The 17,715-nt window shown below is 52.3% G+C and carries 11 protein-coding genes, 3 tRNA genes and 3 rRNA genes; 12 read left to right on the top strand and 5 right to left on the bottom strand.

Annotation, left to right across the window (positions count from 1 at the left end; genetic code table 11):
* Positions 1-9 precede the first annotated feature (9 nt).
* Complete coding sequence (locus LVJ78_RS12285; protein ID WP_132952560.1) at positions 10-579, top strand: uracil-DNA glycosylase; 570 nt, start codon at positions 10-12, stop codon at positions 577-579.
* 457 nt (positions 580-1,036) lie between these two features.
* A complete protein-coding gene (gene rarD, locus LVJ78_RS12280; RefSeq protein WP_207894263.1) occupies positions 1,037-1,963 on the top strand; it encodes an EamA family transporter RarD in 927 nt (308 codons plus the stop codon).
* A gap of 273 nt (positions 1,964-2,236) precedes the next feature.
* Here rarD and LVJ78_RS12275 read toward each other — a convergent pair whose 3' ends face one another.
* Both LVJ78_RS12275 and LVJ78_RS12270 read right to left on the bottom strand, forming a co-directional pair.
* Complete coding sequence (locus LVJ78_RS12275) at positions 2,237-3,466, bottom strand: PilT/PilU family type 4a pilus ATPase (RefSeq protein ID WP_132952556.1); 1,230 nt, start codon at positions 3,464-3,466, stop codon at positions 2,237-2,239.
* A gap of 21 nt (positions 3,467-3,487) precedes the next feature.
* Positions 3,488-4,531: a type IV pilus twitching motility protein PilT gene (locus tag LVJ78_RS12270; RefSeq protein WP_132952554.1), complete on the bottom strand. Its 1,044-nt coding sequence runs from the start codon at positions 4,529-4,531 to the stop codon at positions 3,488-3,490.
* Between the two features lie 131 nt (positions 4,532-4,662).
* Here LVJ78_RS12270 and LVJ78_RS12265 point away from each other — a divergent pair, with 131 nt between their 5' ends.
* The 10 genes from LVJ78_RS12265 (at position 4,663) to LVJ78_RS12220 (ending at position 14,535) form a co-directional block, all read left to right on the top strand.
* Positions 4,663-5,361 carry a YggS family pyridoxal phosphate-dependent enzyme gene (locus tag LVJ78_RS12265; RefSeq protein ID WP_132952552.1) on the top strand — a complete coding sequence of 233 codons (699 nt, stop codon included), beginning with the start codon at positions 4,663-4,665 and terminating at the stop codon, positions 5,359-5,361.
* Between the two features lie 169 nt (positions 5,362-5,530).
* Complete coding sequence (proC, locus tag LVJ78_RS12260; protein ID WP_132952550.1) at positions 5,531-6,325, top strand: pyrroline-5-carboxylate reductase; 795 nt, start codon at positions 5,531-5,533, stop codon at positions 6,323-6,325.
* Between the two features lie 24 nt (positions 6,326-6,349).
* The gene (locus tag LVJ78_RS12255) at positions 6,350-6,907 is read left to right on the top strand and encodes a YggT family protein (protein ID WP_132952548.1); all 558 of its coding nucleotides are present in this window, start codon (positions 6,350-6,352) and stop codon (positions 6,905-6,907) included.
* 179 nt (positions 6,908-7,086) lie between these two features.
* On the top strand, positions 7,087-7,503 hold the full coding sequence (dksA, locus tag LVJ78_RS12250) for an RNA polymerase-binding protein DksA (RefSeq protein WP_132952546.1): 417 nt from the start codon (positions 7,087-7,089) through the stop codon (positions 7,501-7,503).
* Between the two features lie 643 nt (positions 7,504-8,146).
* Positions 8,147-9,687, top strand: a 16S ribosomal RNA gene (locus tag LVJ78_RS12245).
* 83 nt (positions 9,688-9,770) lie between these two features.
* Positions 9,771-9,847, top strand: a tRNA-Ile gene (locus tag LVJ78_RS12240).
* A 22-nt stretch (positions 9,848-9,869) separates the two neighbouring features.
* Positions 9,870-9,945 (top strand) — tRNA-Ala (locus LVJ78_RS12235).
* Positions 9,946-10,436: 491 nt separating this feature from the next.
* Positions 10,437-13,328 (top strand): 23S ribosomal RNA (locus tag LVJ78_RS12230).
* 171 nt (positions 13,329-13,499) lie between these two features.
* Positions 13,500-13,612: ribosomal RNA gene (gene rrf, locus LVJ78_RS12225) — 5S ribosomal RNA — on the top strand.
* Together the 16S, 23S and 5S rRNA genes with 2 tRNA genes alongside form the textbook arrangement of a ribosomal RNA operon.
* Before the next feature lie 635 nt (positions 13,613-14,247).
* Positions 14,248-14,535: a ComEA family DNA-binding protein gene (locus LVJ78_RS12220; RefSeq protein WP_244802566.1), complete on the top strand. Its 288-nt coding sequence runs from the start codon at positions 14,248-14,250 to the stop codon at positions 14,533-14,535.
* 359 nt (positions 14,536-14,894) lie between these two features.
* Here the strand turns inward: LVJ78_RS12220 and LVJ78_RS12215 are convergent, their stop codons facing one another.
* From LVJ78_RS12215 to LVJ78_RS12205, 3 genes are all read right to left on the bottom strand, one after another.
* The gene (locus tag LVJ78_RS12215; protein WP_132954766.1) at positions 14,895-15,629 is read right to left on the bottom strand and encodes a LytR/AlgR family response regulator transcription factor; all 735 of its coding nucleotides are present in this window, start codon (positions 15,627-15,629) and stop codon (positions 14,895-14,897) included.
* A 461-nt stretch (positions 15,630-16,090) separates the two neighbouring features.
* Positions 16,091-16,167, bottom strand: a tRNA-Met gene (locus tag LVJ78_RS12210).
* Between the two features lie 140 nt (positions 16,168-16,307).
* Positions 16,308-17,504 (bottom strand): calcium-binding protein, encoded by a 1,197-nt coding sequence (locus tag LVJ78_RS12205; protein WP_132954765.1) that lies wholly within the window; start codon positions 17,502-17,504, stop codon positions 16,308-16,310.
* Between the last annotated feature and the right edge of the window lie 211 nt (positions 17,505-17,715).

Below are 17,715 nucleotides of genomic sequence, written 5' to 3'. Positions count from 1 at the left end.
TCTGAAACCATGTCTGCCCGAATAAACGCCTTGCTGCAACAATTAAGCGCGTATTTTAACTGCGCTGTGGCACCCGGCTGGGGCAACACGGCGGCCGATATTGTGTTTGTGGCCGATGCACCGGGCAAGCGCGAAATCGAAGCCGGCGAGCCTTTTTCGGGCGTGAGCGGGCGCTTTTTCGATGAGTTGCTCGCTTCGATAGCGCTGCCGCGCGATGAAATCTACCTGACCAATGTGGTGAAATTCCGCCCCCAAGGGCGCGACCCCAACCGGCAGGAAATCGCCGCCTGCCGCGAGCTGCTGCAAGCCGAATTGCAAGCCGTGCGCCCGCGCATCGTGGTCACGCTCGGCCGCATTGGCCTCAACGAATTTCTGCCGTTGATGAAAATCAGCCAAGTGCACGGGCAAGATTTCCGCCTGCAGGCACACGGCCTCGATTTCACTCTGTTTCCCCTCTATCACCCCGCCGCCGCCATGCACAACGGCAAAATGCGCCCCTTGCTCAAAGCTGATTTTCTCAAGCTCGGCGCATGGCTGGCGCAAAATCTGCCGCACGGGAAAGGGCGGGAGGCCGTCTGAAAAATGGCGGCAACGGCCATTTGTGCCCAATATGATGCGGCGCAAGCGCATGCATGCAAAGGCCGTCTGAAAATCTTTTATACCAATCCAAAAGAATAACCTAACTTCGTTGGCTCGCCTTGCCGTACTATAGTGGAATGCAGGAAAAAGTGACACAACGGGTAGGTTGGGTTGAAAACCCAACAAGCCCACAGGCCGTCTGAAACGTTGGGTTTGGCAACCCAACCTACCTGTTATAGTGCGCAGTTTTGTATCACTTTTTCTTACATTCCACTATATCTGTACTGTCGCAGGCTCGCCGCCTTGTTAGCTTACTTTTTTGAATGGGTATTGTTTTTAGGTTTGGTATGAAAACTTCATTTCGAATCATGCCCGCGATTAGCCTGCACCCGGCGTCCGCTACTATACAAGCCGGCAGCGGCGGCCTATGATGGCGCTTTTCCCAACTCGGCCTGCCATGACACCTGCCCGCTCTTCAGACGGCCTGACTGAAAATCAAAAAGGCTTGCTCTATGCCCTTTGCTGCTATTTGCTTTGGGGCCTTTTTCCGCTTTATTGGTATCCGCTCACCCACAGCGGCATCGATGCCGGCCAGCTTTTGGCGCAACGCATTGTGTGGTCGGCGCTGTTTTCCGTGGTGTTGGTGGCGGTGTTCAAGCAAACCCATGTGCTGCTCGATGCGCTGCGCCGCCCCAAAATCTTGCTGGTGTTCACTTGCTCCGCCACTGCCATCGGCTTGAACTGGCTGATTTTCTTGTGGGCTATTGGTAATAATCATGTACTTGAGGCGAGCTTGGGCTATTTTATTTCGCCTTTGTTCAGCATGTTGTTGGGGCGGCTTTTTTTCAACGAGCATTTCAACCGCATTCAGTTGGCGGCAATTGTGCTGGCCGCCATCGGCATTTTTTGGTTGGCGCTGCCGGCCGGCCAAGTGCCGTGGGTGGCGCTGCTGCTCACACTCACGTTCGGCCTCTACGGCCTGCTGCGCAAAACCGCACCGCTTGATGCGCTGCCGGGGCTGGCGCTGGAAACCTTGTTGCTGCTGCCTTTTGCTTTGGCTTATCTGGGCTGGCTGGCGCAACAGGGGCAGCTTGTGTTTGTCAGCCTGCCGCCGCTGCTGCTTGCCACGCTGATCGGCTCGGGCATTGTCACCACCGTGCCGCTGCTGCTGTTTGCCGCCGGTGCACGGCGCATTTCAATGAGCGATTTGGGCATTATTCAATATGTGTCGCCCACTATTCAATTTTTGCTGGGGCTGTTTTTATTCGGCGAGGCTTTTGATGTGTCGCGTTTTATCGGCTACGGCTGGGTGTGGTTGGGTGTGGCGGTGTATTTGTTTGGTATTTGGCATCAGCAGCGCAGCAAACGTATGCCGGTGGAGTGATTGCCAATCTCAAAATAATCTATAGTGAAATGCAAGAAAAAGTGACACGAAACTGCATGCTGCAACAGCGTAGCTTGGGTTGGTAAACCCAAGGTTTCAGACGGCCTGTGGGTAGGTTGGGTTTGCAACCCAACCTACCCGCCGTGTCACTTTTTTATACATTCCACTTTTATACATTCCACTATAAAACGATAAAACCGTGCATAACCGCATGCATAAAAAGGCCGTCTGAAAATGTTTCAGACGGCCTTGATGATGGGTGCGGCTGTGCGTTTAAGACATTAAATTCAAATCGCTGATGCGGTCAAACAAGCGTTCGGGTTCGCCGCCTTCTTCGTAAAGCTGGATGCGCAGGCGCAAGTCGTTGGCCGAATCGGCTTGGCGCAGGGCTTCGTCGTAATCCACCTGGCCGGCCACATAAAGCTCAAACAGGTTTTGGTCGAAGGTTTGCATGCCTTCTGTGCCCGAGCGCAGCATGATGTCTTTGATGCCCATCAATTCGCCTTTGAAAATCAAATCTTGCACAGCGGCGTTATTGATCAGCAGGTCGATAATGGCGGTGCGCCCTTTTTTGTCTTTTTTCACCACCAGCCGCTGGCCGATGATGCCGACCAGATTGAGCGCCACGTCCATCAACACTTGGTGGCGGCGGTCTTCCTGATAAAAGTTCATGATGCGCTCGATGGCCTGGTTGGCGGTGCTCGCGTGCAGGGTGCAGATGCACAAGTGGCCGGCTTGCGCCAGCTGCAGTGCGTATTCCATGCTGTCTTCATTGCGCACCTCGCCGATACACACCACATCGGGCGCTTGGCGCATGGCGTTTTGCACGGCCAGCTTCCAGCTGGGGGTGTCGATACCGATTTCGCGCTGGGTGACGATGCAGCGGCGCGGCTGGTAGATGTATTCAATCGGGTCTTCGATGGTTACGATGTGGCCGGGCATTTTGTGGTTGCGGTGGTTGACCATGGCCGCCATCGAGGTGGATTTACCCGAGCCGGTGGGGCCGGCCAAAATCAGGAGGCCGCGCGATCTGAGCGCCAAATCGTGCAACACCGGCGGCAGCGACAGTTCTTCCACGGTGGGAATCACTTGGTTGATGCGGCGCAACACCAAGCCCACGCGTCCTTGGTCGTGATAGGCGTTCACGCGGTAGCGGGTGTTGCTGCGTGATTGTACGGCGTAGTTTAAATCTTTGTTTTTGTTGAATTCTTCTAGCTGCTCGTCGTTCATGGTGGAGGTGACGATGTCGGCGGTGTCTTGCACGCTGAGCGATTTGTGCGGCACGGGTGTGAGCGTGCCGTTTACTTTCAGCGAGGGCGGAAAACCCGCGCTGATGAAAATATCGGAAGCGCCGCGCTGCTCGGCATCGGCGCACATATGGTCGAGAATCGGGTGCAAATGGGCGCCGATTTCGGCCGGCGTGGGAATGTGGGGCGCTTTTTTGCTGGAATATGCCGCCACCATGTCGCTCAAAAGCGCGTGCAGCTGGTTGGTTTCACTCATGATTGTAGCCTCTGCTTCTCGTTATGAAAATGTCGAATCAACGTGTTGCCCCTTGCTGCGGGCCACATCGGGGCTGATTACGCCCTGGCGCACCAGCGCCTGCAAAGATTGGTCGAGCGTTTGCATGCCGTGGGTTTGGCCGGTTTGCAGGGTGGAGTTGATTTGGGCGATTTTGTTTTCGCGAATCAGGTTGCGCACGGCCGGGGTGGAAATCAGAATTTCATGTGCGGCCACGCGGCCGTTGCCGTCGCGGGTTTTGAGCAGGGTTTGCGAAATTACCGCGCGTAAGCTCTCGGAGAGCATGGAGCGCACCATTTCTTTTTCGCCGGCGGGAAACACGTCCACAATCCGGTCCACCGTTTTGGCCGCACCGGTGGTGTGCAAGGTGCCGAACACCAAGTGGCCGGTTTCGGCGGCGGTGAGCGCCAGGCTGATGGTTTCCGGGTCGCGCATCTCGCCGATCAGAATCACATCGGGGTCTTCACGCAAAGCCGAGCGCAAGGCGTTGGCAAAGCTGTGGGTGTGTTGGTGCAGCTCGCGCTGATTGACCAAGGCTTTTTTGCTTTGGTGTACAAATTCAATCGGGTCTTCGATGGTGAGGATGTGGGAAGGCTGGGTGTCGTTGATATAATTGATCATCGCCGCCAGTGTGGTGGATTTGCCCGAGCCGGTGGGGCCGGTAACCAGCACAAGCCCGCGCGGGTGGTCGGCGATTTTCTGAAAAATGCGCGGGGCTTTTAAGTCTTCCAAGGTGAGTACGGTGCTGGGCACGGTACGGAACACGGCGGCCGGACCACGGTTGGAGGTGAAGGCGTTCACACGGAAGCGCGCCACATTGGGCAGCTCGAAAGCAAAGTCGGTTTCCATGTTTTGCTGATAGAGCTTGCGCTGCTGGTCGTTCATCACCGAGGTAATCATCTGGCCGACTTCTTCGCTGCTCATTTCGGGCAGGTTGATGCGGCGGATGTCGCCGTGCACGCGTATCATCGGCGGCAGGCCGGCGCTGAGGTGGAGGTCGGACGCTTTGTTTTTCACGCCGAATGCGAGTAAGTCGGTAATTTGCATAATGTGATTCCGTTTTTTAGAATAGAATTTTTGTTAAAAATAGAAAACTTGTGTATTTTAAATAAGTAAACACATTCCAACCAAGCGAAAAATCAATTATTTTTTCAGACGGCCGCAATGAAAGGGCTGAAATGAATATCTTGCAACACAATTACCAACAGGTTAAAGCCGCCATCGCGGCGGCCGAAGCCGCTGCCGGCCGCCCCGCCGGCAGTGTGGCGCTGGTGGCGGTGGGCAAAACGTTTCCCGCCGCCGATATCCGCGCAGTGTATGCCGCCGGCCAGCGCGATTTCGGTGAAAACTATATTCAGGAATGGGCGGCCAAGGCCGATGAATTGGCCGACTGCGCCGATATTGTGTGGCATATTATCGGCCAAGTGCAATCCAATAAAACCCGGCAAGTGGCCGAGCGCGCGCATTGGGTGCACACCATTGAGCGCCTGAAAACGGCGCAGCGCCTGAGCGATCAGCGTCCGGATGATATGCCGCCTTTGCAGGTTTGCATCGAAGTGAATATTGCCGCCGAGCCGAACAAACACGGCGTGGCGCCTGAAGAAGCAGTGGCTTTGGCTTGCGCCGTGGCCGCGCTGCCGCGCGTGCAGGTGCGCGGGCTGATGTGTGTGGCTGAAGCCGCCGCCGGCGAAGCGGCTTTGCGCGCGCAATTCGGGCAAATGCAGCAATTGTTGGCGCAATTGCAGGCAAAAGGCGTGGCGGCGGATGTGCTGTCGATGGGTATGTCGGCCGATATGGCCATCGCCGTGGCCAGCGGCGCCACCCATGTGCGCGTGGGCAGCGCCATTTTCGGCGCACGCGATTATCCGCAGCGCTGAGGCCGTCTGAAAGGCATTTGTGTGTTCAGACGGCCTTGGTGTAAAAATCACTTTACAGCAGTTAAATGATTCAATTGCGTTTCATTTTTCTTTTATAAACATCAGGCCGTCTGAACACATAAAGTGCCTTTCAGACGGCCTGGCAAAACCTTTATATATAGGGCAAAAAATGACTGTGTATTTTCTCGGCGGCGGCAATATGGCGGCCGCAATTGTGGCCGGTATGGCTGCTGAGGGCGACTGGCAGATTCATGTGGCCAACCGCGGAGCGGAAAAACGGGCGCAGCTGGCGCAGCAATTCGGTGTGGCGGTGTCGGAAAAGCTGCCGCCGTTGGGCGCCGATGATATTTTGGTGCTGGCGGTGAAGCCGCAAGACATGCAGGCGGCGCTGGCCGGTGTGCAAGCAAACGGCGCGCTGGTGTTGTCGGTGGCCGCTGGCTTGAGCGTGGCCACCTTAAGCCGCTATCTGGGCGGCACGCGCCGCATTATCCGCATCATGCCCAACACGCCCGGGCGCATCGGCTTGGGCGTGGCCGGCATGTTTGCCGCCGATGGAGCAAATGAAGCCGACCGGCAAGCCGCAGATGCGATTATGCGCACCAACGGCAGCACCGTGTGGCTGGGCGATGAAGCGCAAATGCACGCCATCACCGGCATCAGCGGCAGTGGCCCGGCTTATGTGTTTTACCTGCTCAATGCTTTAAAAGAAGCCGCACAAGCACAAGGCTTTGATGAAGCTACCGCCCGCAGCCTCAGCTTGGCCACCTTTAAAGGCGCAGTGGAATTGGCGGCGCAAAGCGGAGAAGATTTCGCCCTGTTGCAGCAAAATGTCACCTCCAAAGGCGGCACCACGCACGAAGCCATCGAAACTTTTAAAACACACGGCGTGGCTGAGGCCATCGGCGCCGGCGTGGCGGCATGTGTGGCGCGCTCGCAGCAAATGGCGCAACAGTTTGACACTTAAAACGAACCGCAAAGGCCGTCTGAAATGATGATTAAAATTATTCTGTTGCTGGCTGATGTGTTGGCGATTGTGTGTTTGGCGCGCTGCCTGCTGCAATGGGCGGGGCTGCCGTTTGAGCACCCGTTGGCGCAGTTTTGCACACAAACCACCAATTGGCTGGTGCGGCCGCTGCGCAAAGCCACGCCGCCCTTGGGGCGCTGGGATTTGGCCTGCGTGCTCGCTTGTGTGCTGGTTTATTATCTGGCCTTCACGTTGGTGCTGTTGCTGGCGCTGCCCGGCGGCTTCGGCATGCGGCTGATGGCCGCCAACCTGCTTTTTACCGTGCTAAATCTCTTCAAAGCGGCGGCTTATGTGCTGCTGCTGGGTTTGTTGCTGCGCATGGTGCTCAGTTTCAGCAAGCCTTATTCGCCTTTATTGCCGGTGCTGCATCGGATTTTCGAACCTTTGTCGCGCCCGTTTGTCTTCTTAAAGATAGGCCGCTTTGATTTTTCCGGCAGCGTATTGGTGCTGGTGTTGTGGTTTTGGCTCAGCGCCATCTTGCCGCAAATGATCAGCCGGCTCAATTTGTGGCTGCTCGGCTGAAGTGCGATGCCGCCTGAACCCAAATCCCTGCGGGGCGGCAGAAAAATACGCACAAACAAAAAATCATGTTATGATTCGGCCTTCTTGAAAAGACGACAATATGGTTCAGAATCAACAATAAGCAGCCCGGCAGCTTATCTGCCGGTAATCCGACAATAATTCACTGTGGAAGAATCATTATGGCAAAGCTGACGGAACAAGACATCCTGAATTGGAACGGCCCGGAAGAAGATTATATGAATGCCGACCAACTGGCCTTTTTTAGAGATTTGCTGGTGAAGCTTCAAGACGAGTTGATTGAAAACGCTTCCGCCACCACCGGCCACCTGCAAGAGCACGAATCGGCACCCGATCCGGCCGACCGCGCCACGCAAGAAGAAGAATACGCGCTTGAGCTGCGCACCCGTGATCGCGAGCGCAAGCTGCTCACCAAAGTGCAAGGCTCCATCCGCAAGATTGACGAGGGCGATTACGGCTTCTGCCAAGATACCGGCGAGCCCATCGGCCTCAAGCGCCTGCTGGCGCGCCCCACCGCCACCTTGTCGGTAGAAGCGCAAGAGCGCCGCGAACGTCTGAAAAAACAATTTGCCGATTAATCGGTAAATATCAAACAGCCCCCGAATGTTCGGGGGCTGTTTGATATAAATTATAGTGAAATCAAAGAAAAACTGATACAGAAATAAGAAATCTCAAATCGTGTGTAGGGTGTGTGGCGCAGCCACGCACGCGGGTTAAACGGCTTCTGCATGTATGGCTTGCTACATGCGTCTGTATAAGTTTTTCATTTATTCCACTATATAACTAAGGCCGTCTGAAAAGTTTTTTCAGACGGCCTTAGTCGTTTTATTGGAAGCGGGGATTGGAAATTGCTATAAAAAATACCCAGCTAAAACAATCGGGTGATATTTTATTGTAAATATTTTTGCAGATAGATGTTGACGGGTTTTGGTGGTTTGGGTATAGTTCGGTTCTTCGCTGCTTCGGCGGCGATGTGATGAACAGATAATTATAGCACAGTTGGTCTTAATTTAAAGCGTTTTTGAAACGATTTGTATGAATTGAGGTTGACAAAGGATTTTGTTGCTGTATACTGCCATCCCTGCTCTTTAACAAACAGATTACCGATAAGTGTGAGTGCGGAGACGCCTCACACTGTTGAAAAAAGATAGACAAGATTATGTATAACATATCTTCGTTTATTTCTTTGAAGCAGACCAGAAGTTAAAAAAGTTAGAGATTGAACATAAGAGTTTGATCCTGGCTCAGATTGAACGCTGGCGGCATGCTTTACACATGCAAGTCGGACGGCAGCATAGAAGAGCTTGCTCTTTTGATGGCGAGTGGCGAACGGGTGAGTAATGCATCGGAACGTACCGAGTAGTGGGGGATAACTGTCCGAAAGGATGGCTAATACCGCATATTCTCTGAGGAGGAAAGCAGGGGACCTTAGGGCCTTGCGCTATTTGAGCGGCCGATGTCTGATTAGCTAGTTGGTGGGGTAAGAGCCCACCAAGGCGACGATCAGTAGCGGGTCTGAGAGGATGATCCGCCACACTGGGACTGAGACACGGCCCAGACTCCTACGGGAGGCAGCAGTGGGGAATTTTGGACAATGGGCGCAAGCCTGATCCAGCCATGCCGCGTGTATGAAGAAGGCCTTCGGGTTGTAAAGTACTTTTGTCAGGGAAGAAAAGCCTGGGGATAACACCCTCAGGTCATGACGGTACCTGAAGAATAAGCACCGGCTAACTACGTGCCAGCAGCCGCGGTAATACGTAGGGTGCGAGCGTTAATCGGAATTACTGGGCGTAAAGCGAGCGCAGACGGTTATTTAAGCAAGATGTGAAAGCCCCGGGCTCAACTTGGGAACTGCGTTTTGAACTGGGTAACTAGAGTGTGTCAGAGGGGGGTAGAATTCCACGTGTAGCAGTGAAATGCGTAGAGATGTGGAGGAATACCGATGGCGAAGGCAGCCCCCTGGGATAACACTGACGTTCATGCTCGAAAGCGTGGGTAGCAAACAGGATTAGATACCCTGGTAGTCCACGCCCTAAACGATGTCAATTAGCTGTTGGGGTACATGATGCCTTAGTAGCGTAGCTAACGCGTGAAATTGACCGCCTGGGGAGTACGGTCGCAAGATTAAAACTCAAAGGAATTGACGGGGACCCGCACAAGCGGTGGATGATGTGGATTAATTCGATGCAACGCGAAGAACCTTACCTGGTCTTGACATGTACGGAATCTCTTAGAGATAGGAGAGTGCCTTCGGGAGCCGTAACACAGGTGCTGCATGGCTGTCGTCAGCTCGTGTCGTGAGATGTTGGGTTAAGTCCCGCAACGAGCGCAACCCTTGCCATTAGTTGCCATCATTAAGTTGGGCACTCTAATGGGACTGCCGGTGACAAACCGGAGGAAGGTGGGGATGACGTCAAGTCCTCATGGCCCTTATGACCAGGGCTTCACACGTCATACAATGGTCGGTACAGAGGGTAGCCAAGCCGCGAGGTGGAGCCAATCCCAGAAAACCGATCGTAGTCCGGATTGCACTCTGCAACTCGAGTGCATGAAGTCGGAATCGCTAGTAATCGCAGGTCAGCATACTGCGGTGAATACGTTCCCGGGTCTTGTACACACCGCCCGTCACACCATGGGAGTGGGGGATACCAGAATTGGGTAGGGTAACCTTCGGGAGCCCGCTTAACACGGTATGCTTCATGACTGGGGTGAAGTCGTAACAAGGTAGCCGTAGGGGAACCTGCGGCTGGATCACCTCCTTTCTAGAGAAGACGGGGCGTATTCGCATTCACACTTATCGGTAAACTGTAGATTAGAGATGCAAAGGAAGTAAACATAAGGCCTTGGGTTTGTAGCTCAGCTGGTTAGAGCACACGCTTGATAAGCGTGGGGTCGGAGGTTCAAGTCCTCCCAGACCCACCAATCAGAGGCCGGACCCGACACTGGGGGCATAGCTCAGTTGGTAGAGCACCTGCTTTGCAAGCAGGGGGTCATCGGTTCGATCCCGTTTGCCTCCACCACACTTTGCAAATCAAAGCGAAAGCGAAAGCTGCCGTAGAAGGCGGCAGACAAGCAGAAGCAAAACAAAAGGATAAGAAGGCGACTTCTTATTTTTAGTTGACTTCAAGAGGTTGGCTGCTATAATGGCCAGCTCGTTTTGATTTGCGAAGCGAAGAGACGCAGCAAAAGCTGAGTTTCGAAGCCGCATCGATCTTTAACAAATTGGAAAGCCGAAATCAACAAACAAAGACAATGTTGGTTTGGATGTAAAAGGCAAGGGTTGCAACCCGAGTCGATTCAGCCTATGGATAGGCCGTCTGAAAAGACGGGCGCCATAAGCACAGCCAAGCCATAAAAATTTGGGTGATGATTGTATCGGACGCACTCTGAGCACAAAAGGCAGAGTGTGTCACACAACAAAGCAGTAAGCTTTATCAGAGTAAACATCTCTAGTTTATTCCCCTAGTCAACGGGAGGATAAGCGAAGTCAGAGAGGTCGTTCAAATGATAGAGTCAAGTGAATAAGTGCATCAGGTGGATGCCTTGGCGATGATAGGCGACGAAGGACGTGTAAGCCTGCGAAAAGCGTGGGGGAGCTGGCAATAAAGCAATGATCCCGCGATGTCCGAATGGGGAAACCCACCGTATTCTGTACGGTATCCTTGTCTGAATACATAGGGCAAGAGAAGCGAACCCGGAGAACTGAACCATCTAAGTACCCGGAGGAAAAGAAATCAACCGAGATTGCGCAAGTAGTGGCGAGCGAACGCGCAAGAGCCTGTATATGATAGCTGGCGAGATAGAAGAACAAGCTGGGAAGCTTGGCCATAGTGGGTGACAGCCCCGTATTCGAAATCTCATCAGTGGTACTAGGTATACGACAAGTAGGGCGGGACACGTGAAATCCTGTTTGAAGATGGGGGGACCATCCTCCAAGGCTAAATACTCATCATCGACCGATAGTGAACCAGTACCGTGAGGGAAAGGCGAAAAGAACCCCGGGAGGGGAGTGAAATAGAACCTGAAACCTGATGCATACAAACAGTGGGAGCGGACTTGTTCCGTGACTGCGTACCTTTTGTATAATGGGTCAACGACTTACATTCAGTAGCGAGCTTAACCGAATAGGGGAGGCGTAGGGAAACCGAGTCTTAATAGGGCGACAAGTTGCTGGGTGTAGACCCGAAACCGAGTGATCTATCCATGGCCAGGATGAAGGTGCCGTAACAGGTACTGGAGGTCCGAACCCACGCATGTTGCAAAATGCGGGGATGAGCTGTGGATAGGGGTGAAAGGCTAAACAAACTCGGAGATAGCTGGTTCTCCCCGAAAACTATTTAGGTAGTGCCTCGAGTAAGAGACTGATGGGGGTAAAGCACTGTTATGGCTAGGGGGTTATTGCAACTTACCAACCCATGGCAAACTAAGAATACCATCAAGTCGTTTCTCGGGAGACAGACAGCGGGTGCTAACGTCCGTTGTCAAGAGGGAAACAACCCAGACCGCCAGCTAAGGTCCCAAATGATAGATTAAGTGGTAAACGAAGTGGGAAGGCCCAGACAGCCAGGATGTTGGCTTAGAAGCAGCCATCATTTAAAGAAAGCGTAATAGCTCACTGGTCGAGTCGTCCTGCGCGGAAGATGTAACGGGGCTCAAATCTATAACCGAAGCTGCGGATACGTGTTTACACGTATGGTAGGGGAGCGTTCTGTAGGCCGAAGAAGGTGAATCGAGAGGTTTGCTGGAGGTATCAGAAGTGCGAATGTTGACATGAGTAGCGATAAAGCGGGTGAAAAGCCCGCTCGCCGAAAACCCAAGGTTTCCTACGCAACGTTCATCGGCGTAGGGTGAGTCGGCCCCTAAGGCGAGGCAGAAATGCGTAGTCGATGGGAAACGGGTTAATATTCCCGTACTTTGATTTGGTGCGATGTGGGGACGGAGAAGGTTATGTCAGCAAGCTGTTGGAATAGCTTGTTCAAGCCGGTAGGTGGAAAGTTTAGGCAAATCCGGACTTTCATAACACCGAGAAGCGATAACGATTGTCTACGGACAAGAAGTGACAGATACCACGCTTCCAGGAAAAGCCACTAAGCTTCAGCCAAGTCAGAACCGTACCGCAAACCGACACAGGTGGGTAGGATGAGAATTCTAAGGCGCTTGAGAGAACTCAGGAGAAGGAACTCGGCAAATTGATACCGTAACTTCGGGAGAAGGTATGCCCTTTGATGTGAAAGACTAGCTCTGTAAGCATCGGAGGGTCGCAGAGAATCGGTGGCTGCGACTGTTTATTAAAAACACAGCACTCTGCTAACACGAAAGTGGACGTATAGGGTGTGACGCCTGCCCGGTGCTGGAAGGTTAATTGAAGATGTGAGAGCATTGGATCGAAGCCCCAGTAAACGGCGGCCGTAACTATAACGGTCCTAAGGTAGCGAAATTCCTTGTCGGGTAAGTTCCGACCCGCACGAATGGCGTAACGATGGCCACACTGTCTCCTCCTGAGACTCAGCGAAGTTGAAATGGTTGTGAAGATGCAATCTCCCCGCTGCTAGACGGAAAGACCCCGTGAACCTTTACTGTAGCTTTGCATTGGACTTTGAAGTCACTTGTGTAGGATAGGTGGGAGGCTTAGAAGCAGAGACGCTAGTTTCTGTGGAGCCGTCCTTGAAATACCACCCTGGTGACTTTGAGGTTCTAACCCAGACCCGTAATCCGGGTCGGGGACCGTGCATGGTAGGCAGTTTGACTGGGGCGGTCTCCTCCCAAAGAGTAACGGAGGAGTTCGAAGGTTACCTAGGTCCGGTCGGAAATCGGGCTGATAGTGCAATGGCAAAAGGTAGCTTAACTGCGAGACCGACAAGTCGAGCAGGTGCGAAAGCAGGACATAGTGATCCGGTGGTTCTGAATGGAAGGGCCATCGCTCAACGGATAAAAGGTACTCCGGGGATAACAGGCTGATTCCGCCCAAGAGTTCATATCGACGGCGGAGTTTGGCACCTCGATGTCGGCTCATCACATCCTGGGGCTGTAGTCGGTCCCAAGGGTATGGCTGTTCGCCATTTAAAGTGGTACGTGAGCTGGGTTTAAAACGTCGTGAGACAGTTTGGTCCCTATCTGCAGTGGGCGTTGGAAGTTTGACGGGGGCTGCTCCTAGTACGAGAGGACCGGAGTGGACGAACCTCTGGTGTACCGGTTGTCACGCCAGTGGCATAGCCGGGTAGCTAAGTTCGGAAGAGATAAGCGCTGAAAGCATCTAAGCGCGAAACTCGCCTGAAGATGAGACTTCCCTGGTGGTTAAACCACCCTAAAGAGTCGTTCGAGACCAGGACGTTGATAGGTCGGGTGTGGAAGCGCGGTAACGCGTGAAGCTAACCGATACTAATTGCTCGTGAGGCTTGACTCTATCATTTGAGAGACTTCGAATGAAGAAAAGCTTACTGAAGTCATGAGTTGCAGGATACTGCAATCATGCGATAACAAACATTACCCTGTTGGAAGTGCGAAGAGCATTTCATGTTGATAAAGCGCCGGAGAAGAATCCAGCGCGACGGCTTTCGAAATTTGTACAGTTTAGTCTGGCGGCCATAGCGAGTTGGTCCCACGCCTTCCCATCCCGAACAGGACCGTGAAACGACTCAGCGCCGATGATAGTGTGGATACCCATGTGAAAGTAGGTCACTGCCAGGCACCCCTTCCGAAGCCCCGCTGAGTATCAGCGGGGCTTCTTCTTGGCGGCTGCCGCCTGCGGCCATAGCCGGTCAATAGCCAATACGCCAATACGCAATAGCGGACTTGAAGGCCGTCTGAAAAACAAGCCGGCTTTCAAAGCTGCTAGCCTTTCATACCAATTCAAAAAAGTAAGCTAACAAGGCGGCGAGCCGCAGACAGTACAGATAGTACGGCAAGGCGAGACAACGAAGTTAGGTTATTTTTTTGGATTGGTATCAGACGGCCTGTTTGCATCATGGGTTTATACCGATTCGAAAAAATAACCTTACAAAATAAGAGCCGTTCGGCAGCATCATCCGCGTAGGTTGGATTCTTGAATCCGACGTTTGGCCAGCGGCCAGAGCGATGTGCGTGCCTTGTTCTGCAAACAAGTGTCGGATTCGAGAATCCGACCTACAGGCTGCCTGTTTGTATATTATTTTTTTGAATGGGTATTGGGTAACCATCAGCCGTCGGCCTTGGATACAGATATTTGCCATTTAAGTAACAATCACCGAGCTAAAAGACTTGCGCCTCACCAAACAATCGCCTATCATAAAAACGCCCGCGAAAGCGGGCATTGTGACCGACAACAAACACAAACGGAGAAAAACATGAAAAAACTGATCTTAGGCGCATTGGCTCTGCTGAGCATGAGCTGGGCATTGGCGACGGTGAACATCAACACTGCCGGTGCGGACGAACTCAAAGCGCTGCCGGGCATCGGCCCGGCGAAGGCAGAGGCGATTGTGGAATACCGCAAACAGCACGGCAATTTCAAAAGCGTGGAAGAGCTGAAGAATGTGAAGGGCATTGGCGACGGTATCTACAACCGCCTGAAGGATGAGGCAACGGTATCGGGCGCGCCTGCGAAGAAGGCGCAGCCGGCGGTGAAGAAGTAGGCTGCCGCTTGGCCGGCGGCCTTGGGCATGCGTATGCTGGGGGCTTGCAGTCTGCCGGTATCTGCGCTGTGGTTTGACAAGGTGAAATTTGATAAGGTGAAGGAGCAGGCCGTCTGAACGATCGGGTTCGGACGGCCTGTTTGTTGTGGGTGGGGTAGCCGTAGTTGTTTGCGTGGTGCTCGATTGGGGGCGATGGGGGCGCGATTGGCAAGCAGGGAGCAGAGAAGCGTTCAGACGGCGTGTTTTATATATGTGCGGTGACAGCTTAAGGTTTAACCGTGTTTACGCGGGAGCCGGAAGAGAAAAGGCCGTCTGAAAGGTTTCAGACGGCATTGGAAGAGGTTTATCGATTGAAAAATTTAATGCCCATCGCGCAGAATTTTCCGTATGGCAGAAAGTTGGCGGCGGCTGACGGTAAGCGGTTCTTCCACATCCAGCACTTTTGCGCCCCAGCTGGCATTGCCTTCATCTTCTTCGCCGCTATCTAAGCGCAGCAGGCAATCGAGCGTGTGGCGGAATACCAAGGCATTGCGGTGCACCCGGATAATTTTTTCGCCGAGCAGCTCTTCCCAATAAACCAAGGTTTTGGGCAGCTCATAAGACTCGCCTTCACCGGTAAACAGAAAAACGGTTTTATGCTCAGCCAATAAGTAGCGGGCTTGCTGCCAAGGAATTTCCACCATTCGATCGCGGTTGAATACTTTGAAATGGGTGAAATCGTCTTCCTGCTCTTTGATTTTTTCGTTAACGCGCGCCAATGCTGTTTGCAGACGTGATAATTTAATCGGTTTGAGCAGGTAATCTGCGGCGGCCAATTCGAATGCGCGCAAAGCATGTTCTTCATAGGCGGTTGTAAAGATGATTTCCGGTTGTTTCTTTGCGATGCGTTTGATGCGTTCAACGAGCTCCAAGCCGGTAATTTCGGGCAAGCCGATATCGGCGAACACAATGTCGGCTTCATGCATGCTGAGCCAATCGAGGGCGGGCTGGGCATGATGGAATGTTTTCAATAAAACGATGTTGCACTCATCCAGCAATACGCGCAAACGTTCAGAGGCCAACACTTCGTCTTCTACAATAATCGCACTTGGCATAGTCGTGTGTATGGTTGTTGGTTGTTATTGTTTATATCGTATCCTGAACAATTATTTATATCAATAATAATTTATTTTGAGTGCGCTGATGCAAGAAGGAGATTTGTGGAAAAACAAGAAATTTAAAGATTTTATGAAATTTAATTGCCAATAAATCTTTAATATAAATATAAAACATTTATATTTTAAAAAAATAAACACATAAAATTTAATAAGCATATTTTACTTGCTACTTGCTGTCCTGTAATAATGCCTACTCAAAAAAGCAAAATAAAAAATAGCGAATTTATTGTTGCTTTTGTGGATTTTGTGAGCAGGCAGCATTTGGCCATCTATTCTGCACAGGCCGTCTGAAAAGTTTCAGACGGCCTGTGCAGGCTTGCTTTCATGGCCACTGATTTGATTGGGTATGAAAACAATGGCTATAAAAAAACACCGCTTAGAAAGCGGTGTTTTGATATTGGTTGCGGGGGCAGGATTCGAACCTACGACCTTCGGGTTATGAGCCCGACGAGCTACCATGCTGCTCCACCCCGCGTCTGAAGAATGAAACTATATCAAGTATCTTGAGTGGTGTCAACATTTTTAATAAAACAACGCCATTAAAATAAAAACGGGCATTGAAATGCCCGTTTGATGTATTGGTGCGCGGAAAAGCCACCCGTTGCAGATGCGGCTCTAAATCACCGCTGCGGTTTGGGCGGCCTGCTCCTGCACCATGGCGGCCAAAGAAGCACCGCTTACGGATGCGCCGTAGCTGCTGTGGTTGAATGCGGCATTGATTTGTTCGTTGCTCACTGAAATATCGTTGCTGTTGAAGCTGAGCATTTCAATTTGATTTTGCTCGCCGTAAAACCAGTTTTTCACGGTGATGCTGTCGCCTTTGCCGGCGCTGATAATTAAGTTGCCGTGGCTGGCGGTGAAGCACAAATCGGTCAGGCAGATGTCGCTCTTGAATTCGATGCGGTCGGTGTCGCAGGGGTCGCCGCAATCGACGATGGTGTCGTGGCCGTAATTTTTGCCGTAGATATAAGTGTCGCCGCCGGCGCCGCCGTTTAACCAGTCGTTGCCGTAGCCGCCATCAAGCACATCGCAGCCGTTGCCGCCATCGAGGCAGTCGGCATCGTTGCTGCCGTAGAGGTTGTCGTCGCCATCTTCTCCATATAAGGCATCGCGGCCGCCGCCGCCAATCAAAATATCATCGCCTGCGCCGCCATATAAAACGTCATTGCCGCTGCCGCCGTCGAGCCAGTCATTGCCCTCGCCGCCATAGAGCTTGTCGGCACCTGCGCCACCGCTCAATTTGTCGTCGCCATGCTCTCCATACAGTACATCGCAGCCCTCGCCGCCGTTTAAGGTGTCGCAGCCATCGCCGCCATAGAGTTTATCGTTGCCACCACCACCGTTGATCACGTTGTCGGCCGCATTGCCGCTGATGATATTGTCGAGATTGTTGCCGTTTAAGGTGAGTGCTTTATCGCCGGCCGCCACCAGATTTTCCACATGGTTACCCAAGGTGTAGTCAATATATGAAATCACCGTGTCGTTGCCTTGCCACAAGCATTCGCTGACTACATCGCATTCATCATCCACCACATAAACATCATCGCCCCAACCGCCGATCATGGTGTCGGCACCTTTGCCGCCATCAAGATAGTCGTTGCCGGCTAAGCCTTTGAGCGTGTCGTTGCCATCGCCGCCAAATAATTTATCGTTAAACCATGTGCCGGTGATGCTGTCGTTGCCTTTGGTGCCGATGGCGTCTACGCCGCATTCTGCATTTTTAGTGCGGCTAACACACACGTTGTAGCCTTTGCTGCCACCCCAAGCGCCCCAAAAGGGCACTTTGATGCCGCTCCATGAATAATAAGACATATTTAATCTCCATATGGACAGAATAAAAAAGCTCGGGTGCCGATAGATTTTCGCAGCACCGTAAACATGATATATATGACATATGAAAATATTGTCATAAAAATGCCGATGGTCTTTTTAATGGATGAGCGGTAATGTCTGATTTATCAAGATGGTTATGATTAATAATATTTTTATGTCATCGATTTTCAAATAACGTGGAGATGATTAC

This window comes from Uruburuella suis, assembly GCF_022870845.1.
In the GTDB taxonomy this organism is placed as follows: Bacteria; Pseudomonadota; Gammaproteobacteria; order Burkholderiales; family Neisseriaceae; genus Neisseria; species Neisseria suis.
The sequence above is the reverse complement of the archived record's forward strand: the minus strand, read 5'-3'. Positions and strand labels throughout refer to the sequence as shown.